The organism is Pseudomonas sp. R4-34-07 (assembly GCF_003852375.1).
GTDB lineage: Bacteria > Pseudomonadota > Gammaproteobacteria > Pseudomonadales > Pseudomonadaceae > Aquipseudomonas.
In genome coordinates this window covers 1,820,786-1,846,617 of sequence record NZ_CP027760.1, presented here as the reverse complement: position 1 = coordinate 1,846,617, position 25,832 = coordinate 1,820,786, and the positions used below count along the sequence as shown (strand labels likewise).

At 58.9% G+C, this 25,832-nt stretch carries 21 protein-coding genes and 1 pseudogene; 4 read left to right on the top strand and 18 right to left on the bottom strand.

All coding sequences use genetic code 11. From position 1 onward, the window contains the following. Positions 1-676: 676 nt before the first annotated feature. Positions 677-1,669 carry an amidohydrolase family protein gene (locus tag C4J85_RS08480; protein WP_124411172.1) on the bottom strand — a complete coding sequence of 331 codons (993 nt, stop codon included), beginning with the start codon at positions 1,667-1,669 and terminating at the stop codon, positions 677-679. 171 nt (positions 1,670-1,840) lie between these two features. Here C4J85_RS08480 and C4J85_RS08475 point away from each other — a divergent pair, with 171 nt between their 5' ends. Both C4J85_RS08475 and C4J85_RS08470 read left to right on the top strand, forming a co-directional pair. Then, the gene (locus tag C4J85_RS08475; protein ID WP_124361989.1) at positions 1,841-2,257 is read left to right on the top strand and encodes an OsmC family protein; all 417 of its coding nucleotides are present in this window, start codon (positions 1,841-1,843) and stop codon (positions 2,255-2,257) included. Positions 2,258-2,322: 65 nt separating this feature from the next. Further along, a pseudogene (locus C4J85_RS08470) lies at positions 2,323-3,189 on the top strand (pirin family protein). 501 nt (positions 3,190-3,690) lie between these two features. On the opposite strand, the gene C4J85_RS08465 reads toward C4J85_RS08470, so the two are convergent. The 4 genes from C4J85_RS08465 to C4J85_RS08450 form a co-directional block, all read right to left on the bottom strand. Further along, on the bottom strand, positions 3,691-4,419 hold the full coding sequence (locus C4J85_RS08465) for a dienelactone hydrolase family protein (RefSeq protein WP_124366435.1): 729 nt from the start codon (positions 4,417-4,419) through the stop codon (positions 3,691-3,693). A gap of 66 nt (positions 4,420-4,485) precedes the next feature. Continuing rightward, complete coding sequence (gene htpG, locus C4J85_RS08460; RefSeq protein WP_124409424.1) at positions 4,486-6,390, bottom strand: molecular chaperone HtpG; 1,905 nt, start codon at positions 6,388-6,390, stop codon at positions 4,486-4,488. 89 nt (positions 6,391-6,479) lie between these two features. Beyond that, entirely contained in the window at positions 6,480-6,932 is a 453-nt protein-coding gene (locus tag C4J85_RS08455) for a PaaI family thioesterase (protein ID WP_124366433.1), read from the bottom strand. Beyond that, positions 6,929-7,375 carry a PaaI family thioesterase gene (locus C4J85_RS08450; protein WP_124366432.1) on the bottom strand — a complete coding sequence of 149 codons (447 nt, stop codon included), beginning with the start codon at positions 7,373-7,375 and terminating at the stop codon, positions 6,929-6,931. The genes C4J85_RS08455 and C4J85_RS08450 overlap by 4 nt, the downstream gene beginning before the upstream one ends. Before the next feature lie 154 nt (positions 7,376-7,529). Here C4J85_RS08450 and C4J85_RS08445 point away from each other — a divergent pair, with 154 nt between their 5' ends. After that, positions 7,530-7,787, top strand: coding sequence for a hypothetical protein (locus tag C4J85_RS08445; RefSeq protein ID WP_124361983.1), 258 nt, complete (start codon positions 7,530-7,532; stop codon positions 7,785-7,787). Positions 7,788-7,870: 83 nt separating this feature from the next. On the opposite strand, the gene C4J85_RS08440 is transcribed toward C4J85_RS08445, so the two are convergent. From C4J85_RS08440 to sdhC, 11 genes are all read right to left on the bottom strand, one after another. After that, positions 7,871-8,611, bottom strand: a complete 741-nt coding sequence (locus tag C4J85_RS08440; protein WP_124366431.1) for a DUF599 domain-containing protein — start codon at positions 8,609-8,611, stop codon at positions 7,871-7,873. A 143-nt stretch (positions 8,612-8,754) separates the two neighbouring features. Then, positions 8,755-10,068 (bottom strand): branched-chain amino acid transport system II carrier protein, encoded by a 1,314-nt coding sequence (brnQ, locus tag C4J85_RS08435; RefSeq protein WP_124361981.1) that lies wholly within the window; start codon positions 10,066-10,068, stop codon positions 8,755-8,757. Between the two features lie 431 nt (positions 10,069-10,499). Next, a complete protein-coding gene (sucD, locus tag C4J85_RS08430; RefSeq protein WP_048729999.1) occupies positions 10,500-11,381 on the bottom strand; it encodes a succinate--CoA ligase subunit alpha in 882 nt (293 codons plus the stop codon). Further along, a complete protein-coding gene (gene sucC / locus C4J85_RS08425; RefSeq protein WP_003190011.1) occupies positions 11,381-12,547 on the bottom strand; it encodes an ADP-forming succinate--CoA ligase subunit beta in 1,167 nt (388 codons plus the stop codon). The genes sucD and sucC overlap by 1 nt, the downstream gene beginning before the upstream one ends. 204 nt (positions 12,548-12,751) lie before the next feature. Then, a complete protein-coding gene (gene lpdA, locus C4J85_RS08420; RefSeq protein WP_065949127.1) occupies positions 12,752-14,188 on the bottom strand; it encodes a dihydrolipoyl dehydrogenase in 1,437 nt (478 codons plus the stop codon). Positions 14,189-14,296: 108 nt separating this feature from the next. Then, complete coding sequence (odhB, locus tag C4J85_RS08415; protein ID WP_124409423.1) at positions 14,297-15,538, bottom strand: 2-oxoglutarate dehydrogenase complex dihydrolipoyllysine-residue succinyltransferase; 1,242 nt, start codon at positions 15,536-15,538, stop codon at positions 14,297-14,299. A 44-nt stretch (positions 15,539-15,582) separates the two neighbouring features. Further along, positions 15,583-18,414 (bottom strand): 2-oxoglutarate dehydrogenase E1 component, encoded by a 2,832-nt coding sequence (locus C4J85_RS08410; RefSeq protein ID WP_124361978.1) that lies wholly within the window; start codon positions 18,412-18,414, stop codon positions 15,583-15,585. 256 nt (positions 18,415-18,670) lie between these two features. Continuing rightward, the gene (locus C4J85_RS08405; RefSeq protein WP_003172807.1) at positions 18,671-19,375 is read right to left on the bottom strand and encodes a succinate dehydrogenase iron-sulfur subunit; all 705 of its coding nucleotides are present in this window, start codon (positions 19,373-19,375) and stop codon (positions 18,671-18,673) included. A gap of 11 nt (positions 19,376-19,386) precedes the next feature. Continuing rightward, positions 19,387-21,159 carry a succinate dehydrogenase flavoprotein subunit gene (sdhA, locus tag C4J85_RS08400; protein ID WP_124409422.1) on the bottom strand — a complete coding sequence of 591 codons (1,773 nt, stop codon included), beginning with the start codon at positions 21,157-21,159 and terminating at the stop codon, positions 19,387-19,389. 3 nt (positions 21,160-21,162) lie between these two features. Further along, positions 21,163-21,531, bottom strand: a complete 369-nt coding sequence (gene sdhD / locus C4J85_RS08395) for a succinate dehydrogenase, hydrophobic membrane anchor protein (RefSeq protein WP_003233245.1) — start codon at positions 21,529-21,531, stop codon at positions 21,163-21,165. Further along, complete coding sequence (gene sdhC / locus C4J85_RS08390) at positions 21,525-21,899, bottom strand: succinate dehydrogenase, cytochrome b556 subunit (RefSeq protein ID WP_124361976.1); 375 nt, start codon at positions 21,897-21,899, stop codon at positions 21,525-21,527. The genes sdhD and sdhC overlap by 7 nt, the downstream gene beginning before the upstream one ends. A gap of 365 nt (positions 21,900-22,264) precedes the next feature. On the opposite strand from sdhC, the gene gltA reads away from it, so the two are divergent. Beyond that, positions 22,265-23,554, top strand: coding sequence for a citrate synthase (gene gltA, locus C4J85_RS08385; protein ID WP_124361975.1), 1,290 nt, complete (start codon positions 22,265-22,267; stop codon positions 23,552-23,554). Positions 23,555-23,799: 245 nt separating this feature from the next. Here gltA and C4J85_RS08380 read toward each other — a convergent pair whose 3' ends face one another. After that, entirely contained in the window at positions 23,800-25,458 is a 1,659-nt protein-coding gene (locus tag C4J85_RS08380) for a cation acetate symporter (RefSeq protein WP_124409421.1), read from the bottom strand. Then, positions 25,455-25,766 (bottom strand): DUF485 domain-containing protein, encoded by a 312-nt coding sequence (locus C4J85_RS08375; protein ID WP_124361973.1) that lies wholly within the window; start codon positions 25,764-25,766, stop codon positions 25,455-25,457. The genes C4J85_RS08380 and C4J85_RS08375 overlap by 4 nt, the downstream gene beginning before the upstream one ends. Between the last annotated feature and the right edge of the window lie 66 nt (positions 25,767-25,832).

Below are 25,832 nucleotides of genomic sequence, written 5' to 3'. Positions count from 1 at the left end.
CCCAAAGAACGCGGTCGCGTGTGGGAGGGGCTTGCCCTCGATAGGCATAGGTATCTACACAACTTTGGCGTAGCCCTGAACCTGTGGCGAGGGAGCTTGCTCCCGTGGCGACCTGGCGGCCTATAGCTATCTGACTGATGCCGCGCGATCCAAATGTGGGAGGGGCGGTGCGACGATTCGACTTGCCCCCGATGGCGGCCTGACAGCCGACCAGGATGTTGGATCAAGACGAGTACATATCCGTTGCTGCGGTAACGGCGGCTTAGGGTTCCGCCCTTACGGCGTCTCACTTTTGAAAAGCGCAAAAGTAAGCAAAACGCTCTTGCCCCACCACTCGGCACCTCGCCCCGGCTCGGTGTGCCCGCAATCCGACATTGATTTGGGGGGGCCGCCGCCACGCGCCATCCATGGCGCGGGGCGGCTAAACCGGCATCCCTGCCGGTTTACCCCCCAAATCACTATCGGATTCCGGCCAGCGTGGTTTAACGGGGCGCCTAAGATCAAGAGCCAGATCAAGAGCGGCTCGCTTCGCATCGTGGTTACTGTTGGTTGCTACAAAATTGTGTAGATACCCATGCCCCGATAGGGCCACCTCAGCCCCAGCCCTACACAAAAACCGCGCCACCGCTGTACGTTAACGGCGCCTTACGTCATTACACAAAACCAAAACCCGCTATCAATGCGCTCCCTCATCGCGAGGCGACTTGGGCAGGATGGCCAAAAAGTTATCCCGCGCGACCTTGTGGGCAACGTCTTCAGGCAATGCATCAAGGAAGGGATCAAAGCGACGCATTTCCTTACCCAGCTTGTTGAAGCGTCCTACCACGTCAGAGCCCAGCATAAAGCGATCGGGGAAACGCTCTACCAGCTTGACCCACTCCGGCCGGGGCTTTCCGGCATCATCCAGCAAATACGGGGTGAGCATGCTCCACGATAGGTCGATATACAGGTTGGGGTAGGTTTCCAGCAGGCGATTCAAGGTGGGCAGCAAGAACTCCATTTGCACCTGATGGCGATGGATTTCCTTGCTGGTGCCGGCGTGGGCCCAGATAAAACGCGTGTGCGGATGGTTGCGCAGCGGCTGCTCGATTTCGGCCAGGTACAACGGGTTGCGCTCGCGCTTGGAGGTGATGTTGGAGTGCACCACCACCGGCAGGTCGTTCTCCGCCGCCAAGTGATAAATGCGCGTCATGGCTTCGTTGTTGGCGCGTGGTGTGTCACCCGAGGTCAGCGCGGTGAGGTCGTCGTGGCGGGTAAACACTTCGCCTATGCCCTGCCACAGCCCTGGGTTGAGGTCGAGCATGCGCTGGATGTGGGCAGCGGAGTTCTTGTCGTTTGGATTGAAACCGGCCAGGAACGGATGAAAGTGCTGACGCTGTTCGGGGGTCAGCTTATTGACCGCAGCGGCGACGATCACATCGGTGGCGCTGTACCAATAGGCATCGGCATCGTCGCCTACGTAATAGCGCGGGCGCTTGGGTTCGTCCTCATGCCATTTCTTGGCCACGGGAATGCCGGAAATCATCACATGTTCGATGCGATTCTCCGCCATGGCCTTGAGCAGCTTGTCCATGCCTGCGGTTTCCTGGAAAAAGTCCACGTAATGCAGGTGCGCATCGCTGTAGGCATACTCGCGAGCCTGCGCCGCAAGGCTGCTGGCGGCGAGCATCAGGACAAAACTCACACGGGTCCAGAGCACGGTGATACCTCGATAGGGGCTGATACGGGTAGACCTTGCGCCATGCATTGGGGTTCAGCACGGACAAAAAACCTGGAACGCCCCAGCGTCGGCATGTTCTATTACTGCATGACCGTCATCCACAGCCTTGTGAGGTTCGCCATGCCTGTTACCGTCAATACGTTGAACGCTGAGAATTTCCGTCACAGCGTCGCTATCAACAATCACGAGCTGTTTACCGACCTGCCCAAGAGCCTGGGAGGTGACGATTCAGCGCCCTCTCCCCATGATTACTTCGATGCTGCGCTGGCATCGTGCAAGGCCTTGACCGTCAGGCTCTATGCGCAGAAGAAAGACATTCCGCTCACCGGCGTGACGGTAGAAGTTACCCACGACGCCGCCGAAGAGCAAAAAGGTAAGTACAGGCTCAACGTCAAGCTGACCCTCAAGGGCGTACTCACCGACGCTCAGCGCGATGAGTTGCACCGTGTCGCCGACAAGTGCCCGGTGCACAAACTGATGACCACCGCCGAAGTCAGCATCGAGACCACACTTTCGGAAGGCGCCTTCAGCCAATAACGCCAACTCTGTCCGAGCGGGTTATGCTCAGCGTCATCCAACCCGCTCAGACAGGGATGCCCCCCATGACCACGCTCACCGTGATCCGCCCTCGCCCCGAAGATGTCGAGGGCCAGCCTATCCTGCGCCCACTGCCCTCGCGTGAATGCCGCAGCGTCGGGCCTTTCGTGTTTTTCGACCATATGCTGCCGACCCGTTACGCGCCGGGTAGTGGGATGAATATCCGCCAGCATCCCCATATCGGGCTGTCGACCCTCACCTATCTGTTCGAAGGCACCTTGCTGCACAAAGACAGCCTGGGCTCGGACCAGGTGGTGCAAGCCGGCGAGGTCAGTTGGATGACTGCCGGCAGCGCGATTGCCCACGTCGAGCGCACGCCCGAGGCGGTCAAGGCCAGTGGTTTTACGCTGCATGGGCTGCAAGTGTGGCTGGCATCGCCCAAGCACCACGAAACCGGGCCTGGCCACTACAGCCATCATCCGGCGGCCAGTTTGCCGGTCAGCGATAACCTGGGCGTGCAGGTGCGCCTGATCGCCGGCAGCGGGTTCTGTCTCAAGTCGCCCGTACCGGTGCTGTCGCCCACGCTGTATGCCGAGGTGCGGATGCAGACGGCCACTACCCTGCTGATCCCGGATGAGCACGAGGAGCGCGCGGTGTATGTACTGGAGGGTGACGCGCAGCTCGACGGCGAGCCGCTGGCGGTGCATAGCCTGGTGGTCTTACCGGCTGGGCAGGAGATGACCCTGTCTGCCGAGAGTGACTGCCACCTGGTGATACTTGGCGGCGCGCCGCTGGATGGGCCACGGCGGATCAACTGGAACTTTGTGGCGAGCGACCCGGCGGTGATCGAACAGGCGCGGCAGCGATGAGCGGCTGGGGATTGGCCGATGGTGCCGGGGGAGTCTGAAAGGATTGAGTTGCCTGTTAGATAGTCATCGGGGGCAAGTCGAATCGTCGCACCGCCCCTCCCACACTTGGACTGCGAATACATTCAAAATGTGGGAGGGGGCTTGCCCCCGATGGCGGCCTGACAGCCGACCAGGATGTTGGATCTGAGCGAGTACATATCCGTTGCTGCGGTAACGGCGGCTTAGGGTTCCGCCCTTACGGCGTCTCACTTTTGAAAAGCGCAAAAGTAAGCAAAACGCTCTTGCCCCACCACTCGGCACCTCGCCTAGGCTCGGTGTGCCCGTAATCCGACATTGATTTGGGGGGCCGCCGCCACGCGCCATCCATGGCGCGGGGCGGCTAAACCGGCATCCCTGCCGGTTTACCCCCCAAATCAATATCGAACTCCGGCCAGCGTGGTTTAACGGGGCGCCTAGATCAAAAGCAAGATCAAGAGCGACTCGCTTCGCATCGTGGTTACCGTAGGCTGCTACAAAGTTGTGTAGATATCTATGCCCCGATGAGGCCCTGACAGGCCCTGAAAATCAGCCCTTGAACACCTCATCCAGCAAGTTATGCATCGACCGGAACGCCCGCGCTGCGGTCTTGGCGTCATACATCATCTTGCCGGGCACATTGGCTTCGGGGTCGGTAAAGGAATGCACCGCGCCACCGTAACTGAGCAATTGCCAATCCACACCCGCTGCGTTCATTTCATCTTCGAACGCCGGCAGTTGTTCTTTCGGTACCAGCGGGTCCGAGGCGCCGTGCAGCACCAGTACTGAACCCTTGATGTTCTTCGCATCTGCGGGGTTCGGTGTGTCGAGGGTGCCATGGAACGATACCGCTGCTTTCAACGGCGCACCGGTACGGGCCAGCTCCAGGGAGCAGCAGCCACCGAAGCAGAAGCCGAAGGTCGCCAGTTTCGACGTATCCACAGCCGCTTCAGTCTGGCTTTGCAGGTGTTCGAAGGCGGCTTGCATACGCTTGTTCAGCAAGGCACGGTCGTTCTTCAGCGGCATCATCGCCGCACCCGCCTCATCACCGTTCGAAGGACGCACGGTTTGCCCATAGAGGTCGGCGATCAATACCACATAGCCTTGGTCGGCCACGCTCTTGGCGATCTCTTCGGCCCCTGCGCTCACGCCCATCCAGTTCGGCGCCATCAACAGCCCCGGCAACGGGCCTTTGTGGCTGGCATCGAACGCCAAGCGGCTTTCATAAGTCTGGCCATCAATCTGATAGACCACGGAACGTAGTGTGACTTGGCTCATGATTCACTCCAGTTGAGGTGCGCTAAAACGAAAAAACCCGCCGAAGCGGGTTTTTCTACGACGGTGTTAAACCGACAGTTCAACCAACAGCTTGTTCAGTCGACGCACATAAGCGGCCGGGTCTTTCAAGCTGTCGCCAGCGGCCAGGGCCGCCTGGTCAAAGAGGATGTGCGACAGGTCGCCAAAACGCTCTTCGCTCTGCTCACCGTCGAGCTTCTCGATCAGCGGGTGCGCCGGGTTGAATTCGAAGATCGGCTTGGAATCCGGAACCTTCTGACCGCTGGCTTCGAGGATCTGACGCATCTGCATGCCCAGGTCCTGCTCGCCGATGGCCAGGATCGCCGGCGAATCGGTCAGACGATGGGAAACCCGCACTTCGCTGACGGCTTCACCCAGGGACGCCTTGATCCGCTCAACCAGGCCTTCTTTGGACTTGGCGACTTCTTCAGCGGCTTTCTTGTCTTCCTCGGAATCCAGGTTGCCCAGGTCCAGGTCGCCACGCGCTACGTCCACAAACGACTTGCCGTCGAATTCGGTGAGGTAGCTCATCAGCCACTCATCGATACGGTCGGTCAGCAGCAACACTTCGATGCCTTTCTTGCGGAAGACTTCCAGGTGCGGGCTGTTTTTAACCTGAGCGTAGGTATCACCGGTGAGGTAGTAGATCTTGTCCTGACCTTCCTTGGCGCGTGCCAGGTAGTCGGCCAGCGACACAACCTGTTCACCGTCTTCACCTTGAGTCGAGGCAAAACGCAGCAGACCGGCGATTTTTTCCTTGTTGGCGAAATCTTCTGCCGGACCTTCTTTCATGACCTGGCCGAAGTTTTTCCAGAAGCCCTTGTATTTCTCAGGCTCGTTCTTCGCCAGTTTTTCCAGCATGTCGAGTACGCGCTTGGTCAACGCCGACTTCATGGAGTCGATGATCGGGTCTTTTTGCAGGATCTCACGCGACACGTTCAGCGACAGATCGTTGGAGTCGACCACACCCTTGATGAAGCGCAGGTACAGCGGCAGGAACGATTCCGCCTGGTCCATCACGAACACACGCTGGACGTAAAGCTTCAGGCCCTTCGGCGCTTCGCGCTGGTACAGGTCGAACGGCGCACGGGCCGGCACGTAGAGCAGCGAACTGTATTCCAGCTTGCCTTCGACCTTGTTGTGGCTCCAGCTCAGCGGGTTCTCGTAATCGTGGCCGATGTGCTTGTAGAACTCCTGGTATTCCTCGTCCTTGATCTCGGTACGCGGACGGGTCCACAGGGCGCTGGCGCGGTTGACGGTTTCCCATTCGACGGCCGGTGTTTCTTCGCCTTCGGCAGCCGTCTGTTCTTTCGGCAACTCGATCGGCAGGGCGATGTGGTCGGAATATTTCTTGATGATGTTGCGCAGGCGCCAGCCATCGGCGAATTCGTCTTCGCCATCTTTCAGGTGCAGCACGATGCGGGTGCCACGGTCAGGCTTGTCGAGGGTGGCGATTTCAAACTCGCCCTCACCTTTGGAAGCCCAGTGCACACCTTCGCTGGCGTCAAGACCGGCGCGGCGGCTGAACACTTCTACCTTGTCGGCAACGATGAAAGCCGAATAGAAACCCACGCCGAATTGGCCGATCAGGTGAGAATCTTTTTTCTGGTCGCCCGACAGGTTCTTCATGAAGTCTGCGGTGCCGGATTTGGCGATGGTCCCCAGGTGGGTGATCGCATCATCACGGCTCATGCCGATACCGTTGTCTTCGAGGGTGACGGTTTTGGCGTCTTTGTCGTAGCTCACACGGATTTTCAGTTCGGCGCCACCTTCCAGCAACTCAGGCTTGGACAGGGCTTCGAAGCGTAATTTGTCGACAGCGTCAGAGGCGTTCGAGATCAATTCGCGAAGGAAAATTTCCTTGTTGGAATACAGCGAATGGATCATGAGGTGCAGCAGCTGCTTCACCTCGGTCTGGAAGCCCAGGGTTTCCTTTTGAGTTTCCACACTCATGGTCATCAAACTCCAATTGGATGGCAATGGCCGCGCCCGAAAGGGTTGGCGGCGGGTTGTCATCAAAGTTGGGGGCTCCAACCTGGATTTCAAGGGCGCGGCGGTTCCTCGATCTTGAAATGTGCGCGAGCGGTGGCAATTGGTTCCGCTGGCGTGGTTTGCCAGGCGGTGATCGCCACGTTGGCGACACGCCGGCCCTGGCGCCACACCTGACAGGTGGCGTAGGTGTCGCGAAATTGGCCGGCGCGCAGGTAATCCAGGGAGAAGTCGATGATTTTCGGCAGGCCCGGGGCGCCGGTAAATACGAGCAAGTGCAACGCCGCTGACAGTTCCATGAAGCCTGCGATCACCCCGCCATGCAGCGCCGGCAATATAGGGTTACCAATGTTGTCCTTGTTGGCAGGCAGGCGAAACAGCAATTCGTCCCCTGAGCGCGTGCATTCGACGCCGATCAGCTTTGCGTAGGGAACCAGATCGAGCAGTGCCCCGTAATCGCCGTGCTCCAGTGCTTGCTCCAGGCGGGTCTTGAATCGATGACTCATGCTGGCATCCCCTTGAGGTGCTTGCCCATGCGCATGAAGGTACCTACTACATGGGCAATGGGCTGCTGCGGATCGTCCTGATAGGCCACGCCGCGGGTGAAGATCACATCAGTGGTTACCCGGTAGCATTGGGCGAAGCCATACACCGGTTTATGCGGTTCGGCGGGATGCATATAGTCGATGCGCAAATCCAGGGTCGGGCATACCTCGAACTCGGGTAGCACGCACAGGGTGGCCATGCCGCAGGCGGTGTCCATCAACGAAGTCAGCGCGCCACCGTGGATGACGCCGCTGCGGGGATCACCGACGATATGCGCGCCATAGGGCAACACCAGCGTCATGCCCTCCTCCGTCGCAGCATGGACCGTAATCCCCAGTACCTGGCAATGGCGAAGCGCCGAAGCAAAGCGAGTGGCGCGGTCTAACAAGGGGGTTTCGGTCATTGTTTTTAAATTCTTATTAGTGTGGGTGGGCCGGATAGGTAATAATTTGGAAAGTTCCTGGCGAAAAGCTTTATATATCTGTGGAACAAAAGGAACTAATGCTGGCCCCTTGAGTTCGAAAGGCCAGTAGATATCTTCAATAAGGAGAAACACCATGCGCAACACATTAGCTATTTCCATGATGCTGGCCGCTGCCCTCGGCCTGGCTGCCTGCGACAAGAAATCCGAAGACAAAGCCCAAGACGCCGCTGCACATTCTGAGCAAGCTCAGCAAGACATGGCGAAAGCACAGGATAAAGTGAACGACGCTGCGAAAGAAAACGCCGATGCTGCCAAAGCTCAGGCCGAATCGAACGCTGCCGCCGCGAAAGAAGCTGCACCTGCCGCACCTGCAGAGCCTGCCAAGCAGTAATCGCACGGTGTAAAGCTGTAGTGCTGCAAAAGATAGCCCGCTTATAAAGCGGGCTTTTCTTTGCCTGCTGTTTTATCCGGCGTTCAAGACACGTTGTCTTTTGCCGGATCCGGGGCGTGCATCTCCGTCGGGGTATACACCATCACCTGTAGAACGTCGGAATGGAACTCACGACGGTAAAGCACTAACACCACCCCGCTGCTCATCAACATGAACAACCACGGGCTGACAAACCAGGCCAGCATGGTCATGCCGAAGTAATAAGCGCGCAGGCCAAAGTTGAACTGGTTGGCCGCCATCGAAATCACCCGCGCCGCCCGCAAGGCAAATGCATTGCGCTCCTGCTCCGACACATGCCGCTCACCGATCATCGGCGCCGAGCCCACCAGCACTGCGGCAAAGTTGTACTGACGCATGCACCAGCTGAAGGTAAAGAAGGCGTAGACGAACACCAGCGCCAGGCACAGCAACTTGATCTCCGACATACCCTGGGAGGCCTGCTGCACCATCGGGATATCCGCCAGCAGCGATACCGCCCGCTCGGAGGCGCCCAGCACGGTGAGGATGCCGGCGAGGATGATCAAGGTGCTGGAGGCGAAGAACGAGGCGTTCCGCTCCAGGTTACCGATCACGCTGGCGTCGGCGATGCGGTTATCGCGCAGCAACATGCGGCGCATCCAGTCTTCGCGATACAGATGCAACACGCTGGCCAGGCAGGCCGTGTCGCGGGCCTTCCAGGTGGCGTAACGGGTATAACCGCCCCAACACAGGATGAACCATAGGGCAGCAAGCAGGTGGACTTGATTGGTTTCGACAAACGACATGTGGGCCCTTGTTCACAGTTTCCATTTGAGAAATGAGTCACCTGTTCGACGCTAGCTCAAGCAAAAAGACACTGCATGACGCCCATAAAAAATGCCCCGTATCGATTGATACGGGGCATTTCAGCAATGCGTTGAAACCGGTACTACGCGATGGCTTCGCTGCGTTTGCCCAGCATGCGATCCACCACCACCGCCACCACCAGGATCATCACCGATGGCACCAACCACGCCAGGCCCTGCTCGCTCAGCGGCAGGTGCATCAGTTGAGACGGCATCCAATCCGCCAGGCCCGCGCCCTTGAGCGCATCGATGCAGCCAAAGATAAACGACACCAGCATGACCGGGCCAACGATACGGCCCTGCTCCTGCCAGAAATCCTTGCAGAAGCTCAGGGCCACCAACACGATGCACGGCGGGTAGATCGCGGTGAGCACCGGGATGGAGAACGCGATCAGCTTGGTCAGGCCCAGGTTGGACACGAACAGCGAGAACAGCGCGAGGATCACCACCAGGGTCTTGTAGGACAGCGGCAGCACACGGCTGAAGTACTCGGCGCAGGCGCAGGTCAGGCCGACGGCGGTGACCAGGCACGCCAGGGAAATCAGCACCGCCAGGAAACCGCTGCCCAGTGAGCCGAAGGTATGTTGCACATAGGCGTGCAGCACCGCAGCGCCGTTACTGGCACCTGCGGCCACGGCATGGCTGCCCGAACCCAGGCGGAACAGGCTGATGTACACCAGCGCCAGGCCCACGCCGGCAATCAGCCCGGCAATGATCGCGTAACGCGTGATCAGCTTGGGCGATTCCACGCCACGGGAGCGAATCGCGTTGACGATGACAATGCCAAATACCAGCGCACCCAGGGTATCCATGGTCAGGTAGCCATTGATAAAGCCCTGGGAGAACGGTGCAGCGACGTATTCCGGCGTGGCGACACCGACTTCACCGGCCGGCAAGGCAAACGCGGCGATGCCGAGGATGGCCAGCGCGATGATCTTCAACGGCGCGAGGAAACGCCCCACGGTGTCCAGCAGGCGCCCTGGGTACAGCGACACGAAAAACACCACCAGGAAATACACCGAGCTGTACAGGAACAGCGCCAGCGGGCTTTCGCCGGTCAGCGGCGCCAGGCCCACTTCGAACGAAACGGTGGCGGTACGCGGCGTGGCGAACAGTGGCCCGACCGCCAGGTACGCCGCCGCCGCGAGCAGGCCGCCGGCGATCTTGCCGATCGGGCTGCTCAACGCATCCATACCGCCGCCGACCTTGGCCAGTGCGATCACGGTGACGACCGGCAGGCCAACTGCGGTAATCAGGAACCCCAAGGCGGCCATCCAGACGTGTGGCCCGGACTGCAAGCCCACGATAGGCGGGAAGATGATGTTGCCGGCGCCCACGAACAGGGCAAAGGTCATAAAGCCCAACGCCAGGATATCCTGGCTTTTCAACACTTTCATTTGAGGAAATACCACACTACTGAATCGGAATTTAGAGAGGGCTTCCCTATGGATGAGGGAAAGGCTGCCGGTCCTGATCGGGACCGACCGGTCCAGCGCGGGGCTTCCTTTTGGGAGGCGCACGCATAAAGAGGCGGCTAGGGTACAGAATTAGCCTGACAAACGCACTGTTGCAGGGCGATCTGTCCGATAAGCGACATTTCAATGTCGTGTTTTCATACGTAATTTGGCAATACAGACAAAAAAATGTGGGAGGGGGCTTGCTCCCGATGGCAGTGTGCCAGTCAATATATCAGTGACTGATTCACCGTCATCGGGAGCAAGCCCCCTCCCACATGGGACCGAGTACATGTCAATAAATGGGCGGCCCAAATGCACAAAGGCCACCCGAAGGTGGCCTTTGCTGGTAAAGCGTCAGCTAAGCGCGAGGCTTACTTGACAGCCCAACCGGTCAGCTCGGACAAAGCCTTGCCGATGTCTGCCAGCGAACGCACGGTTTTCACGCCTGCGTCTTCCAGGGCAGCAAACTTCTCGTCTGCAGTGCCCTTGCCGCCAGAGATGATTGCGCCAGCATGGCCCATGCGCTTGCCCGCGGGGGCAGTCACACCAGCGATGTAGGAAACAACCGGCTTGGTCACGTGTGCCTTGATGTAGGCAGCGGCTTCTTCTTCAGCCGAACCGCCGATCTCACCGATCATGACGATCGCTTCGGTCTTCGGGTCTTCCTGGAACAGCTTCAGGATGTCGATGAAGTTGGAGCCTGGGATCGGGTCACCGCCGATGCCGACGCAAGTCGACTGACCGAAACCGGCGTCAGTGGTCTGCTTCACAGCTTCGTAGGTCAGGGTGCCGGAACGGGAAACGATACCGACTTTGCCTGGCAAGTGAATGTGACCTGGCATGATGCCGATCTTGCATTCGCCTGGAGTGATCACGCCTGGGCAGTTAGGGCCGATCAGGACAACGCCCAGTTCGTCGCACTTAACTTTAGCGTCCAGCATGTCCAGGGTAGGAATGCCTTCGGTGATGCACACGATCAGCTTGATGCCGCCGAATGCCGCTTCCAGGATCGAGTCTTTGCAGAAAGGTGCCGGAACGTAGATCACGCTGGCGGTAGCGCCAGTGGTTTCTACAGCTTCTTTCACGGTGTTGAACACTGGCAGGCCCAGGTGCTCGGTGCCGCCTTTGCCCGGAGTTACGCCGCCAACCATCTTGGTGCCGTATTCGATGGCTTGCTGGGTGTGGAAACTACCTTGCGAACCGGTAATACCCTGGCAGATAACTTTGGTGTCTTTATTGATCAGGACGCTCATTATTTGCCCTCCGCAGCTTTGACAACTTGTTGAGCAGCGTCGGTCAGGCTGGTAGCCGCGATGATGTTCAAACCGCTTTCTGCCAGTACTTTAGCGCCCAGTTCAGCGTTGTTACCTTCAAGGCGAACAACAACCGGGATTTTAACGCCAACTTCTTTCACTGCACCGATGATGCCTTCGGCAATCATGTCGCAACGAACGATGCCGCCGAAGATGTTGACCAGTACTGCAGCGACGTTGGAGTCGGACAGGATGATCTTGAACGCTTCGGTAACGCGTTCCTTGGTAGCGCCACCACCTACGTCGAGGAAGTTGGCTGGTTTGCCGCCATGCAGGTTGACGATGTCCATGGTACCCATGGCCAGGCCGGCACCGTTGACCATGCAGCCGATGTTACCTTCCAGGGCTACGTAGTTCAGTTCGAACTTGGCAGCGTGCGCTTCGCGCGGATCGTCCTGGGACGGATCGTGGAAAGTCTTCAGCTTAGGCTGACGGTACATGGCGTTGGCGTCGATGTTGATCTTGGCGTCGAGGCAATGCAGATCGCCGTCAGCCTTGATCACCAGCGGGTTCACTTCCAGCAGGGCCAGATCGTGATCCTGGAACAGTTTGGCCAGACCGACGAAGATCTTGGCGAACTGGGCAACTTGCTTGCCTTCCAGGCCCAGCTGGAAAGCCAGCTCGCGACCCTGGAATGGCTGAGCGCCAACCAGTGGATCAATAGTGGCTTTCAGAATTTTTTCTGGGGTTTCGTGAGCGATCTTCTCGATGTCCACGCCACCTTCGGTGGAAGCCATGAACACGATGCGACGGCTCGAACGGTCAACGACAGCGCCCAGGTACAGCTCTTTAGCGATATCAGTGCACGATTCAACCAGGATCTTGGTGACTGGCTGGCCATTGGCATCAGTCTGGTAAGTCACCAGACGCTTGCCCAGCCACTGCTGTGCGAAGGCCTTGGCGTCTTCTTTGCTGCGAACCAGCTTAACGCCGCCCGCTTTACCGCGACCACCGGCGTGGACCTGGGCTTTGACAACCCACTCGCTGCCGCCGATTTTGTCGCAAGCTTCTGCTGCTGCTTCCGGGGTGTCTACTGCGTAGCCCTTGGAAACTGGCAGGCCGTATTCAGCGAACAGCTGCTTACCCTGATACTCGTGAAGATTCATGCTTTTTACCGTCTTCGTTAGGTACTGCGCATTCGGCGCTGCGCTCATTATGAGTGCCGCGCCACCTGTGACTGCTGCTTGCGCAACTTGCAGGGCTTATGGCCCGTAAAGCTGCGCAAGGCTGCGTCCAGCGGATATTCCGCGGTGAGTCTTGCGCGCAAGGCTCACGACGGGCAACTCCGCCGTGGTTTCTTATTATCTCGCTTAGCGCTTCTTGCGGTTGGCGATGTGGATGGCGCCGCCATTCACAGCCAACGCTGCTTCGTGCAACGCTTCGGACAGGGTCGGATGGGAGAAGACCATCATGCCCAGGTCTTCGGCGCTGGTGCCGAATTCCATACCGATAGCGCCTTGCTGAACCAGTTCTGCAGCGCTTGGGCCAATCACGTGGACGCCCAATACGCGGTCAGTCTTGGCATCAGCGATGACTTTGACAAAACCACCGGTGTCGTTGGCTGCCATGGCACGGCCAGAAGCGGCAAACGGGAAGGTGCCGACGTTAACTTCAACGCCTTCAGCTTTCAACTGCTGTTCGTTCTTGCCGACCCATGCAATTTCCGGGTGGGTGTAGATAACCGATGGAATCAGGTCGTAGTTCATCTGGGTCTTGTGACCCTTGATGCGCTCGACAACCATGATGCCTTCTTCGGAAGCCTTGTGGGCCAGCATCATGCCACGAACCACGTCGCCGATCGCGTAAACGCCCGGTACGGTGGTTGCGCAGTGATCGTCAACGTGGATGAAACCACGCTCATCGATGCTTACGCCGCTGTCGGAAGCCAGCAGGTCGGTGGTCACTGGACGGCGACCAACGGCTACGATCAGCTTGTCGAAGGTGATGGTCTGCTCGCCTTCCTTGTCGGTGTAGGTCACGACCACTTCTTCGCCGTTGACTTTAGAACCGGTAACACGGGCGCCCAGCTTGATGTCCAGACCTTGCTTGGTCAGGGTCTTGTAGGCTTCCTTGGACACGGCGGTGTCGGCAGCCAGCAGGAACGTGTCCAGGGCTTCGAGCACGGTCACTTCGGAACCCAGGCGCGACCATACCGAACCCAGCTCCAGGCCGATGACGCCGGCGCCGATCACGCCCAGACGCTTAGGTACGGCCTGGAATTCCAGGGCGCCGGTCGAATCAACGATCACGTTCTGATCAACTGGAGCCGGTGGAATGTCGATTGGACGCGAACCCGGTGCCAGGATCACGTTCTCGGCTTCGATGACTTCAACCGAGCCGTCCGGCTTGGTGATTTCAACTTTCTTGCCGGCCAGCAGTTTGCCGTGACCTTGCAGGGAAGTAACGCCGTTGGCCTTGAACAAGGTGGCAACGCCGGAAGTCAGGCCTTTGACGATGTTGGCTTTACGGCCGACCATCGCTGGCACGTCCATGGTCACGCCAGCATGGTTGATACCGTGAATCGCGAAGCCATCCTGGGCTTCGTGGAATTTCCAGGAGCTGTCCAGCAGCGCCTTGGACGGAATGCAACCCACGTTCAGGCAGGTACCACCCAGCGCCAGTTTGCCTTCCTTGTCGGTGTACTTTTCGATGCAAGCAGTCGAGAGGCCCAGTTGTGCGGCCTTGATGGCGGCAACATAGCCGCCAGGGCCTGCACCAATCACTACAACGTCAAATTTCTGTGTCATAAAAAGGTTCCCTTTTTAGCTGCAAGCTACAAGCCGCACGCCGCAAGTTGAAAGCACCGCTCGCCGCTTTGGGCTTGGCGCTTGCAGCTTGCGACCTGCAGCTGCTTTTTAGATATCCAGAAGCAGGCGAGCCGGGTCTTCCAGCAGGTTCTTGATGGTCACCAGGAACGTCACGGCTTCCTTACCATCGATCAGGCGGTGATCGTAAGACAGCGCCAGGTACATCATTGGACGGATCACGACCTGGCCGTTGATGGCCATCGGACGCTGGATGATGTTGTGCATGCCCAGGATCGCAGCTTGCGGTGGGTTGACGATCGGCGTCGACATCATCGAACCGAAGGTACCACCGTTGGTGATGGTGAAGGTACCGCCGGTCATCTCGTCGATGGTCAGCTTGCCGTCACGGGCTTTCTTGCCGAAGCCGGCGATGCCGCCTTCGATTTCGGCCAGGCTCATCAGCTCGGCGTTACGCAGAACCGGAACCACCAGGCCACGGTCGCTGGACACGGCAACGCCGATGTCTGCATAGCCATGGTAAACGATGTCGGCGCCGTCGATGGAAGCGTTGACTGCCGGGAAGCGCTTCAGCGCTTCGGTGGCCGCTTTCACGAAGAACGACATGAAGCCCAGGCGCACGCCGTTGTGGGACTTCTCGAACAGATCCTTGTACTTCGAACGCAGGGCCATGACTTCGGTCATGTCGACTTCGTTGAACGTGGTCAGCATCGCCATGTTCGACTGAGCTTCAACCAGGCGCTTGGCCACGGTGGCACGTACACGGGTCATCGGTACGCGCTTCTCGGTGCGGTCGCCGGCGGCGAATACAGGCGCGGCGGCAGCTGGAGCAGCGGCCTTGGCAGGTGCGGCAGCCGGAGCGTTTTTCTTGGCTTCAATAGCAGCAACCACGTCTTCCTTGGTAACACGGCCGTCTTTGCCGGTGCCTTTGATGGAAGCCAGGTTGATACCGTTCTCTTCAGCCAGTTGACGCGCAGCCGGTGCAGCGATTGGGTCTTCGCCACCTGCAGCCGGAGCGGCGGCCGGGGCAGCAGAGGCAGCGGCAGCCGGTGCGGCAGCAGCCGGTGCGGCAGCAGCAGGCGCGGCAGCAGCGCTGCCCTCTTCGATCGAGCCCAGTACCTGGTTCGACAGAACGGTAGCGCCTTCTTCTGCAACGATCGCGCCCAGCACGCCGTCGGCTTCGGCCAGCACTTCCAGCACAACCTTGTCGGTCTCGATGTCGACGATCAGGTCGTCACGCTTGACGGCCTCGCCTGGTTTCTTGTGCCAAGTGGCAACGGTGCCATCGGCAACCGATTCCGGGAATGACGGGGCTTTGATTTCGATAGCCATTATCTGTAGGTCCTTAAAATTCGGTTTCAGTCAGCGCGAAGGCGTTAAACAGTGAAAGCATCTTGCAGCAGTTTTTCCTGCTGCTCGGCGTGCATCGACGCGTAGCCACAAGCAGGTGCAGCAGATGCATCACGACCGGCGTACTCCAGGCCCAAAGCCTTGTTGTGGTTGCCGATGCTGCGACGCAGGTGATGCTGGCTGCTGTACCAGGCGCCCTGGTTCATCGGTTCTTCCTGACACCACACGACATTCGTGAGGTTGGTGTAAGGCGCGATGATCTCCATGAGGTCATCTTCCGGGAACGGGTAAAGCTGCTCGATACGCACGATGGCGATGTCTTCGCGGCCTTCGGCACGGCGTTTTTCCAGCAGATCGTAGTAGACCTTGCCGCTGCACAGGATCAGGCGAGTGACCTTGGCGGCGTCCAGCGTATCGATTTCTGGAATAACGGTCTGGAACGAACCTTCGGCCAGGTCTTCCAGGGTCGAAACGGCCAATTTGTGACGCAACAGCGATTTGGGAGTCAACACGACCAGCGGCTTGCGCAGCGGGCGGATCACCTGGCGACGCAGCAAGTGGTAGATCTGCGCCGGGGTCGTCGGTACGCACACCTGGATGTTGTGCTCGGCGCACAGCTGCAGGTAACGCTCCAGACGGGCCGAGGAGTGCTCCGGACCCTGCCCTTCATAACCATGGGGCAACAGCATGGTCAGACCGCACAGACGGCCCCACTTGTGCTCGCCGCTGGTGATGAACTGGTCGATAACCACCTGGGCACCGTTGGCGAAGTCGCCGAACTGGGCTTCCCAGATCACCAGCGCCTGCGGCGTGGTGGTGGAGTAACCGTATTCGAACGCCAGTACAGCTTCTTCGGACAGGAACGAATCGTACAGATCGAAACGTGGCTGGCCTTCGTACAGGTTCTGCAACGGGATGTAGGTGCCCGCGTCTTTCTGGTTGTGCAACACGGCATGACGGTGCGAGAACGTACCGCGGCCGATGTCCTGGCCGGTCATGCGGATCGGGTGACCTTCGAACGCCAGGGTCGCGTACGCCATGGTTTCGGCGTAACCCCAGTTGATCGGCAGGCCGCCGGCTTGCATCTTCTGACGGTCTTCGTAGATCTTCGCAACCTGGCGCTGAACCACGAAGCCTTCAGGGATTTCCAGCAACTTGGCAGACAACTCCTGCAAGGTCTTCAAGTCGAAGCTGGTGTCATGGCGCGCGGTCCAGGTGTGACCCAGGTACGGACGCCAGTCGACGAACAGCTCTTTGTTCGGCTCCTTGACCAGGCTCTTCACTACATGCAGGCCGTTATCCAGCGCGTTGCGGTATTCATCGATTTTCGCCTGAACACGCGCATCATCCAGCACGCCGGCCTTGGTCAGACTTTCGGCGTACAGCTCACGGGTGGTGCGCTGCTTGGTGATCTGCTGGTACATCAACGGCTGGGTGCCGCTTGGTTCGTCCGCTTCGTTGTGACCGCGACGGCGGTAGCAAACCAGGTCGATCACCACGTCACGCTTGAATTGCATGCGGTAGTCGACAGCCAGTTGGGTCACGAACAGTACGGCTTCCGGGTCATCGCCATTCACATGGAGAATCGGCGCCTGGATCATCTTGGCAACGTCGGTGGCGTACTCGGTGGAGCGCGCATCCAGCGGGTTGCTGATGGTGAAGCCAACCTGGTTGTTGATGACGATGTGAACCGTACCGCCGGTCTTGAAGCCGCGAGTCTGCGACATCTGGAACGTTTCCAGGACCACGCCTTGGCCGGCGAATGCCGCGTCACCGTGGATGGAAATCGGCAGCACCTTTTCACCGGTGGTGTCGTTACGACGATCCTGGCGAGCGCGCACCGAACCCTCGACCACTGGAGATACGATTTCCAGGTGGGAGGGGTTGAAGGCCATGGCCAGGTGAACTTCACCGCCGGTGGTCATGACGTTGGACGAGAAGCCCTGGTGGTATTTAACGTCACCGGAACCCAGTTCGACCTTCTTCTTGCCTTCGAACTCGTCGAACAGCTCGCGCGGGTTCTTGCCGAAGGTGTTGACCAACACGTTCAGGCGACCACGGTGGGCCATGCCGATCACGACTTCCTTGGTGCCGTAGGAACCGGAACGCTGGATCAGCTCGTCGAGCATCGGAATCAGGCTTTCGCCGCCTTCCAGGCCGAAACGCTTGGTGCCCGGGTATTTGGTACCCAGGTATTTTTCGAGACCTTCAGCGGCAGTCACGCGCTCGAGCAGGTGGCTGCGCACATCGGCGGACAATACCGGACGGCCACGCACGCCTTCCAGGCGGTGCTGGAACCACTGGCGTTGCTCGGAATCGGTGATGTGCGTGAACTCAGCGCCGATGGTGCGGCAATATGTCTGCTGCAACGCTTCGTGAATTTCGCGTAGGCTCGCTTCCTCTTTGCCGATGAACAGGTCGCCGGCACGGAAGGTCGTATCAAGATCGGCATTGGTCAAGCCGTAATGATTGATCGACAGGTCAGCAGGTGCAGGACGCTGCCAGAGCCCCAGCGGGTCAAGCTGGGCCGCCTGGTGGCCACGCATCCGGTAAGCCTGGATCAGTCGCAGTACTTCAACTTGCTTCTTCTCGTGCTCACTGCTCACGCTGCCGGCGGAAACCGGTTGGGCGCGGCGCTGGTTCTTTGCCAGCAGCACGAAATGATCGCGAATCGCAGCATGCGATACATCGGTGGCAGCGTTGCCGTCTGAAGACAACGTCTGAAATTTGGTGCGCCATTCTTCTGGCACAGCGTTAGGGTCGTGCAGGTAGAGCTCATAAAGCTCTTCCACATAGGCAGCGTTACCACCTGAAAGATAGCCGCTGTTCCACATGCGCTGCATCACGCTTTCTTGCATGCTTGGTCACCCTCGATTTGGGGACACCACCGGCGAAAACACCGAGTTTGCTTGCAAAAGGCCAAGTGCAGCGACCAAAACAAGCCACTTAGGATCACGCTGATAGTTCGGGTACCAACCCGAATGCCCCTGCTTGTCTCATTTCTTCAAAATAAGAGCCGCGGCTTTGTAAGTCGCTGCTCAAGTTAAAACTACGGCGCCGGTTGAAGCCTGCGCCGCAGCATTTACGGGCACAACCGTCCTGCTTTTACGTCAGTTACACGCCGCTTTGCAGCAGCATGTTACGGATGTGACCAATGGCCTTAGTCGGGTTCAGGCCTTTGGGACATACGTTGACGCAGTTCATGATCCCGCGGCAGCGGAATACGCTGAACGGGTCATCCAGTGAAGCCAGACGCTCGGACGTCTTGGTGTCACGGCTGTCTGCCAGGAAGCGGTAGGCTTGCAGCAGCGCAGCCGGGCCCAGGAACTTGTCCGGGTTCCACCAGAAGGATGGGCAGGACGTCGAGCAGCAAGCGCACAGGATGCACTCGTACAGGCCGTCGAGTTTTTCACGCTCTTCCGGGGACTGCAGACGCTCGATGGCCGGAGCCGGCGTGTCGTTCTGCAGGAATGGCTTAACTTTCTCGTATTGCTTGTAGAAGATGCTCATATCGACAACCAGGTCACGGATAACCGGCAAACCTGGCAGTGGACGAACGATCAGCTTGTTGCCCTTGACCACGGCGGACAGCGGCGTGATGCACGCCAGGCCGTTTTTGCCGTTGATGTTCATGCCGTCGGAACCGCACACACCTTCACGGCAAGAGCGACGATAGGAGAAACCTTCGTCCTGCTCTTTGATCAGTGCCAGTACATCCAGCACCATCAGGTCTTTACCACCGGTATCGACCTGGAACTCCTGCATGAACGGCGCGGCGTCCTGATCAGGGTTGTAGCGGTAAACACTGACTTTCAACATGGCAGCCACCCTTAGTAAGTCCGAATCTTCGGTTCAAACGTCGGCACCGTCTTCGGCGAGAAGTTCACGGCACGCTTGGTTACGCGCTTGTCACCCGGGAAGTACAGGGTGTGGCACAACCAGTTCTCGTCGTCGCGGTCTTCAAAGTCTTCACGAGCGTGGGCGCCACGGGATTCCTTACGAACCTCAGCGGCGATCGCAGTCGCTTCTGCCACTTCCAGCAGGTTTTGCAGCTCAAGGGCTTCGATACGCGCGGTGTTGAACGCCTGGCTCTTATCGTTGATCTTGACGTTGGCGATGCGCGTGCGCAGGTCAGCCAGCTGGGCGATGCCCTTCTGCATGTATTCGCCGGTACGGAACACACCGAAGTAGTTCTGCATGCAGCTTTGCAGCTCGCGACGCAGGGTTGCCACGTCTTCGCCGTCAGTGCGCTCGTTCAGAGCGTTCAGGCGCGCCAGGGCGGCTTCGATGTTGGCGTCGGTGGCGTCATCGTATTCGATGCCGTCGGTCAGAGCTTTTTCCAGGTGCAGGCCGGCAGCGCGGCCGAATACCACCAGGTCGAGCAGCGAGTTGCCGCCCAGGCGGTTGGCACCGTGAACCGATACGCAGGCCACTTCGCCTACCGCGAACAGACCATGGATGATCTCGTCCACACCATCGGCGCTCTGGGTGATTGCCTGGCCATGAATGTTGGTCGGCACGCCGCCCATCATATAGTGGCAAGTCGGAACCACTGGCACCGGCGCAACCACCGGGTCAACGTGAGCAAAGGTCTTGGACAGCTCGCAGATACCTGGCAGACGGCTGTGCAGCACTTCTTCGCCCAGGTGATCGAGCTTGAGCAGTACGTGGTCGCCGTTCGGGCCACAGCCGTTGCCGGCGATGATTTCCTTGACCATCGAACGGGCCACGACGTCACGACCAGCAAGGTCTTTCGCGTTCGGCGCATAACGCTCCATGAAACGCTCGCCGTGCTTGTTGATCAGGTAGCCACCTTCACCACGGCAACCTTCGGTCACCAGTACACCGGCGCCGGCGATGCCGGTCGGGTGGAACTGCCACATTTCGATGTCTTGTACCGGCACGCCTGCACGCAGTGCCATGCCGACGCCGTCACCGGTGTTGATCAGGGCATTGGTGGTCGACGCGTAGATACGGCCTGCACCGCCGGTCGCCAGCACGGTAGCCTTGGCGCGGATGTAGGTGGTTTCACCGGTTTCGATGCAGATGGCGATCACGCCGACGAACTCGCCCTTGCCGTTCTTCACCAGATCGACAGCGTAGTACTCGTTCAGGAACGTGGTACCGGCTTTCAGGTTGCCCTGATAAAGAGTGTGCAGCAGCGCGTGACCGGTACGGTCGGACGCGGCGCAGGTACGGGCAGCCTGGCCACCTTTACCGTAATCCTTGGACTGGCCGCCGAACGGACGCTGGTAGATACGGCCTTGCTCGGTACGGGAGAACGGCAGACCCATGTGGTCCAGCTCGAACACCGCAGCCGGGCCTTCCTGACACATGTACTCGATAGCGTCCTGGTCACCGATGTAGTCGGAACCCTTGACGGTATCGTACATGTGCCAGCGCCAGTCATCGTTCGGGTCGGCAGAAGCGATGGCGCAGGTAATGCCACCCTGGGCCGATACGGTGTGCGAACGCGTCGGGAACACCTTGGTGATCACGGCGGTCTTGTGCCCACCCTGGGCCAGCTGCAGCGCAGCGCGCATGCCGGCACCGCCGCCACCAATAATGATGGCGTCGAATGAAATAGTAGGAATGTTAGCCATGAATCAGATACCCCAAAGAATCTGCACACCCCAGACGAAGTAAGCGAACATCGCGATGCCGCATACTGCCTGGAAGAGGAAACGGACTGCGGTCGCGGACTTGCCCAGCGCCATTGGCGTCAGGTAGTCGGTCGCGATGGTCCACATGCCGACCCAGGCGTGAGCGCCCAGGGCCACAAGGGCCAGCAGACTGAAGATTCGCATCGCATTGTGGGCGAACAGGCCGTGCCATTGCTCATAGCCGATGCCCGGGTTTGCGACGAGGTATCCGATCAGGAAAATGAAATAAGCCGCGAGAACGACCGCAGACACACGCTGTGCCATCCAGTCATAGAGGCCCGAACGCGACAGATTCGTTACGCTGGTTACCATATCCAAACTCCTGCCAGAACGATCAGCACCACGGAAATGGCGATGATGATTTTCGAGCCCAGGCGGCCGCCTTCCAGCGTCTCACCGATACCCGCATCCATGATCAAGTGGCGCACACCGGCTACCAGGTGATACAGCAGAGCGGACAGCAGGCCCCACGCTACGAACTTGGCCAGTGGGCTGGTCAAGGTTGCCTTCACCTCGGCGTAACCTTCCGCGGAACCCAGGGATTTGCTCAATGCGTAAAGCATGATGCCCAGGCCCAGGAACAGGATGATGCCGGAAACACGGTGCAGGAACGACGTAACGCCGGTGATGGGGAGTTTGATGGTCCTTAGGTCTAGGTTTACAGGTCGTTGGCTATTCACGGCTTTTTTTCACACTGAAGAGCCCCTAACAATCAGGGCAAAGTTGTTGGGGAGTGCGACTGGTCAGGTAAGCACCACCCAGGGAGTGCGACCCCCAATGAAAGCAAGCCCAAAAGCCCTTGGCGGTCGGTGGCCGAGTATAGACAGTTAGGTTACTAATGACAACGCGCACACCTCACCCTAATAGCTGATTGCGCTGACGCGATAAAAGGCGTAAATGGCAGGCAATTTCGACGAAAAAGTACGGTTAAAGCCTTCTGGAGCAAGACTTTAGGCAAATTGACATCTGAATTTATCTCACTATAGTGGTGCGGGCCCTGCGTGGGGGGTCTGTCTGATGATTTGAAGCATAAATAGGAGGCCACATGGCTGACAAAAAAGCGCAGTTGATCATCGAGGGCGCAGCCCCCGTCGAGCTGCCCATTTTAACCGGCACCGTTGGTCCCGATGTTATCGACGTACGGGGCCTGACGGCCACGGGCCGTTTCACTTTCGACCCAGGCTTCATGTCGACCGCTTCTTGCGAGTCGAAGATCACCTATATCGACGGCGACAATGGCATCCTGCTGCACCGCGGCTACCCGATCGAACAACTGGCTGAACAGTCGGACTACCTGGAAACCTGCTACCTGCTGCTAAATGGCGAACTGCCAACAGCCGAGCAAAAGGCCCAGTTCGTCAGCACCGTGAAGAACCACACCATGGTTCACGAGCAGTTGAAGACCTTCTTCAACGGCTTCCGTCGCGACGCCCACCCGATGGCCGTCATGTGCGGCGTGGTCGGCGCCCTGTCGGCCTTCTATCACGACTCCCTGGACATCAATAACGCCGAGCATCGCGAAATTTCCGCGATCCGCCTGGTCGCCAAGATGCCAACCCTGGCCGCGATGGTTTACAAGTACTCCATGGGCCAGCCCATGATGTACCCGCGCAACGACCTGACGTACGCGGAAAACTTCCTGCACATGATGTTCAACACCCCGTGCGAGATCAAACCGATCAGCCCGGTGCTGGCCAAGGCAATGGACCGGATCTTCATCCTCCACGCCGACCACGAGCAGAACGCCTCCACCTCTACCGTGCGCCTGGCAGGTTCGTCGGGTGCCAACCCGTTCGCCTGTATCGCCGCCGGTATCGCCGCACTCTGGGGCCCTGCCCACGGCGGTGCGAACGAAGCCGTCTTGACCATGCTCGATGAAATCGGCGATGTGTCCAACATCGACACCTTCATCGCCAAGGCCAAGGACAAGAACGATCCGTTCAAGTTGATGGGCTTCGGTCACCGGGTCTACAAGAACCGCGACCCGCGCGCCACCGTAATGAAGCAGACCTGCGACGAAGTGTTGAAGGAACTGGGCATCAAGAACGACCCGCAACTCGAACTGGCCATGCGCCTGGAAGAGATCGCCCTGACCGACCCATACTTCATCGAACGCTCGCTGTACCCGAACGTCGACTTCTACTCGGGGATCATCCTCAAGGCGATCGGCATTCCAACCAGCATGTTCACCGTGATCTTCGCCCTGGCGCGGACCGTGGGCTGGATCTCCCACTGGAAGGAAATGCTCTCGAGCCCGTACAAGATTGGCCGCCCGCGCCAGCTGTACACCGGCTACGAGTCGCGTGACATTACCAAGCTGGAAGATCGCAAGTAAGCATTTAGCTGCATGCTGTACTGAGAACGGCCTCCCTTAGTGGAGGCCGTTTTTGTTTGGGTCGCCTGATATACCGCTATCGGGAGCAAGCCCCCTCCCACAGTTGACCGCATTCTCATGTTGGAACTCGGTCAACTGTGGGAGGGGGCTTGCTCCCGATGGCCGTGGCCCAGACACCACCAAACCCTAGGCAAAAAAATACCCCAGCCTTTCGACCAGGGTATTTTTCCTATCCAGCCATAGGCTTAGTGGTTAACCGCCCCACTCGCCCCCAGACCAGTCTGCGAACGCACAAACTGCGGGAAGTACAGCGCACGCTCTTTCTCTGCCGCCGCCGACTTGTCGGTGATGGAGAAGAACCAGATACCCACGAACGCGATGATCATCGAGAACAACGCCGGGTATTCATACGGGAAGATCGCCTTCTCGTGGTGCAGGATCGACACCCAGATGGTCGGGCCCAGGATCATCAGGCCCACGGCGCTGATCAAGCCCAGCCAGCCGCCGATCATGGCGCCACGGGTGGTGAGGTTTTTCCAGTACATGGAAAGCAGCAGCACAGGGAAGTTACAGCTGGCCGCAATCGAGAACGCCAGGCCGACCATGAACGCGATGTTCTGGCTTTCGAACAGGATACCCAGGCCGATAGCCAGCACTGCCAGGGCGATCGTGGTGATCTTCGACACGCGAATCTCATCTTTCTCGTTGGCCTTGCCCTTCTTGATCACGCTGGCATACAGGTCATGGGACACCGCCGAGGCACCGGCCAGGGTCAAGCCGGCAACCACCGCAAGGATGGTGGCGAAGGCCACGGCCGAGATGAAGCCCAGGAAGATACTGCCGCCCACCGCGTTGGCCAGGTGCACCGCCGCCATGTTGTTGCCGCCCAGCAAGGCGCCTGCGGCATCCTTGAACGCCGGGTTGGTGCTGACCAGCAGGATCGCGCCAAAGCCGATGATGAACGTCAGGATATAGAAGTAGCCGATAAAGCCGGTGGCATACAGCACGCTTTTGCGCGCTTCTTTCGCATCACTCACGGTGAAGAAGCGCATCAGGATGTGCGGCAGGCCCGCAGTACCGAACATCAGCGCAAGCCCCAGGGAGAACGCCGAGATCGGATCTTTCACCAGGCCGCCCGGGCTCATGATCGCTTCACCTTTGGGGTGAACCTTGATCGCCTCGGAAAACAGCATGTTGAAGTCGAAGTTGACGTGCTTCATCACCATCAGCGCCATGAACGAGGCACCGGACAGCAGCAGCACCGCCTTGATGATCTGCACCCAGGTGGTCGCCAGCATGCCGCCGAACAGCACGTACATGCACATCAGGATACCGACCAGGATCACCGCAACGTGGTAATCGAGGCCGAACAGCAGCTGGATCAGCTTGCCCGCGCCGACCATCTGCGCGATCAGGTAGAACGCTACCACCACCAGCGAACCACAGGCCGACAGGCTGCGGATCTGGGTTTGCCCGAGACGATAGGACGCCACGTCAGCAAAGGTGTACTTGCCCAGGTTGCGCAGGCGCTCGGCGATCAGGAACAGAATGATCGGCCAGCCCACCAGGAAGCCGATCGAATAGATCAGGCCGTCGTAGCCGGAGGTGAACACCAGCGCGGAAATCCCCAGGAAGGACGCCGCCGACATGTAGTCGCCGGCAATCGCCAGGCCGTTCTGGAAACCGGTGATCTTGCCGCCGGCCGCATAGTAGTCGGCCGCCGATTTGTTGCGCTTGGACGCCCAGTAGGTGATGCACAGGGTAGCGCCGACGAACGCGACAAACATCACGATGGCCGAGACATTCAGGGGTTGCTTTTGCACTTCGCCGGTCAATGCGTCGGCCGCCCAGAGGGCCGGAGCAAACAGCGAAGCGCCGAGTACCGCCAATAGACGCCAGATCATTGCGCAGCCTCCTTGAGAATCGCATTGTTCAGGTCGTCAAATTCGCCGTTGGCCCGGCGCACGTAGATGCCGGTCAGGATGAAGGCGGACACAATCAGTCCGACGCCCAGGGGAATGCCCCAGGTAATCGACGAGCCGGGGCTGATCTTGGCCCCCAGCACGTGTGGCCCGTAGGCGATCAACAGGATGAAACCGGAGTAAAGCCCTAGCATGATCGCCGAGAGAATCCAGGCGAACTTTTCTCTTTTTCTGACCAGCTCCTTGAAACGCGGGCTGTTTTGAATCGAGAGGTAAATGCTGTCGTTCATTGTTTTTATCCTCGCAGCACAGCTTTTTTATTATTGGAACGTATCCACTGTATGCGGCTGTGGAAA

Excerpts from the sequence above, each read along its gene's own strand:
- C4J85_RS08480 (WP_124411172.1), bottom strand. The coding sequence starts at position 1,669 with ATGCTCGCCGCCAGCAGCCTTGCGGCGCAGGCTCGCGAGTATGCCTAC.
- C4J85_RS08475 (WP_124361989.1), top strand. The coding sequence starts at position 1,841 with ATGCCTGTTACCGTCAATACGTTGAACGCTGAGAATTTCCGTCACAGC.
- C4J85_RS08465 (WP_124366435.1), bottom strand. The coding sequence starts at position 4,419 with ATGAGCCAAGTCACACTACGTTCCGTGGTCTATCAGATTGATGGCCAG.
- htpG (WP_124409424.1), bottom strand. The coding sequence starts at position 6,390 with ATGAGTGTGGAAACTCAAAAGGAAACCCTGGGCTTCCAGACCGAGGTG.
- C4J85_RS08455 (WP_124366433.1), bottom strand. The coding sequence starts at position 6,932 with ATGAGTCATCGATTCAAGACCCGCCTGGAGCAAGCACTGGAGCACGGC.
- C4J85_RS08450 (WP_124366432.1), bottom strand. The coding sequence starts at position 7,375 with ATGACCGAAACCCCCTTGTTAGACCGCGCCACTCGCTTTGCTTCGGCG.
- C4J85_RS08445 (WP_124361983.1), top strand. The coding sequence starts at position 7,530 with ATGCGCAACACATTAGCTATTTCCATGATGCTGGCCGCTGCCCTCGGC.
- C4J85_RS08440 (WP_124366431.1), bottom strand. The coding sequence starts at position 8,611 with ATGTCGTTTGTCGAAACCAATCAAGTCCACCTGCTTGCTGCCCTATGG.
- brnQ (WP_124361981.1), bottom strand. The coding sequence starts at position 10,068 with ATGAAAGTGTTGAAAAGCCAGGATATCCTGGCGTTGGGCTTTATGACC.
- sucD (WP_048729999.1), bottom strand. The coding sequence starts at position 11,381 with ATGAGCGTCCTGATCAATAAAGACACCAAAGTTATCTGCCAGGGTATT.
- sucC (WP_003190011.1), bottom strand. The coding sequence starts at position 12,547 with ATGAATCTTCACGAGTATCAGGGTAAGCAGCTGTTCGCTGAATACGGC.
- lpdA (WP_065949127.1), bottom strand. The coding sequence starts at position 14,188 with ATGACACAGAAATTTGACGTTGTAGTGATTGGTGCAGGCCCTGGCGGC.
- odhB (WP_124409423.1), bottom strand. The coding sequence starts at position 15,538 with ATGGCTATCGAAATCAAAGCCCCGTCATTCCCGGAATCGGTTGCCGAT.
- C4J85_RS08410 (WP_124361978.1), bottom strand. The coding sequence starts at position 18,414 with ATGCAAGAAAGCGTGATGCAGCGCATGTGGAACAGCGGCTATCTTTCA.
- C4J85_RS08405 (WP_003172807.1), bottom strand. The coding sequence starts at position 19,375 with ATGTTGAAAGTCAGTGTTTACCGCTACAACCCTGATCAGGACGCCGCG.
- sdhA (WP_124409422.1), bottom strand. The coding sequence starts at position 21,159 with ATGGCTAACATTCCTACTATTTCATTCGACGCCATCATTATTGGTGGC.
- sdhD (WP_003233245.1), bottom strand. The coding sequence starts at position 21,531 with ATGGTAACCAGCGTAACGAATCTGTCGCGTTCGGGCCTCTATGACTGG.
- gltA (WP_124361975.1), top strand. The coding sequence starts at position 22,265 with ATGGCTGACAAAAAAGCGCAGTTGATCATCGAGGGCGCAGCCCCCGTC.
- C4J85_RS08380 (WP_124409421.1), bottom strand. The coding sequence starts at position 25,458 with ATGATCTGGCGTCTATTGGCGGTACTCGGCGCTTCGCTGTTTGCTCCG.
- C4J85_RS08375 (WP_124361973.1), bottom strand. The coding sequence starts at position 25,766 with ATGAACGACAGCATTTACCTCTCGATTCAAAACAGCCCGCGTTTCAAG.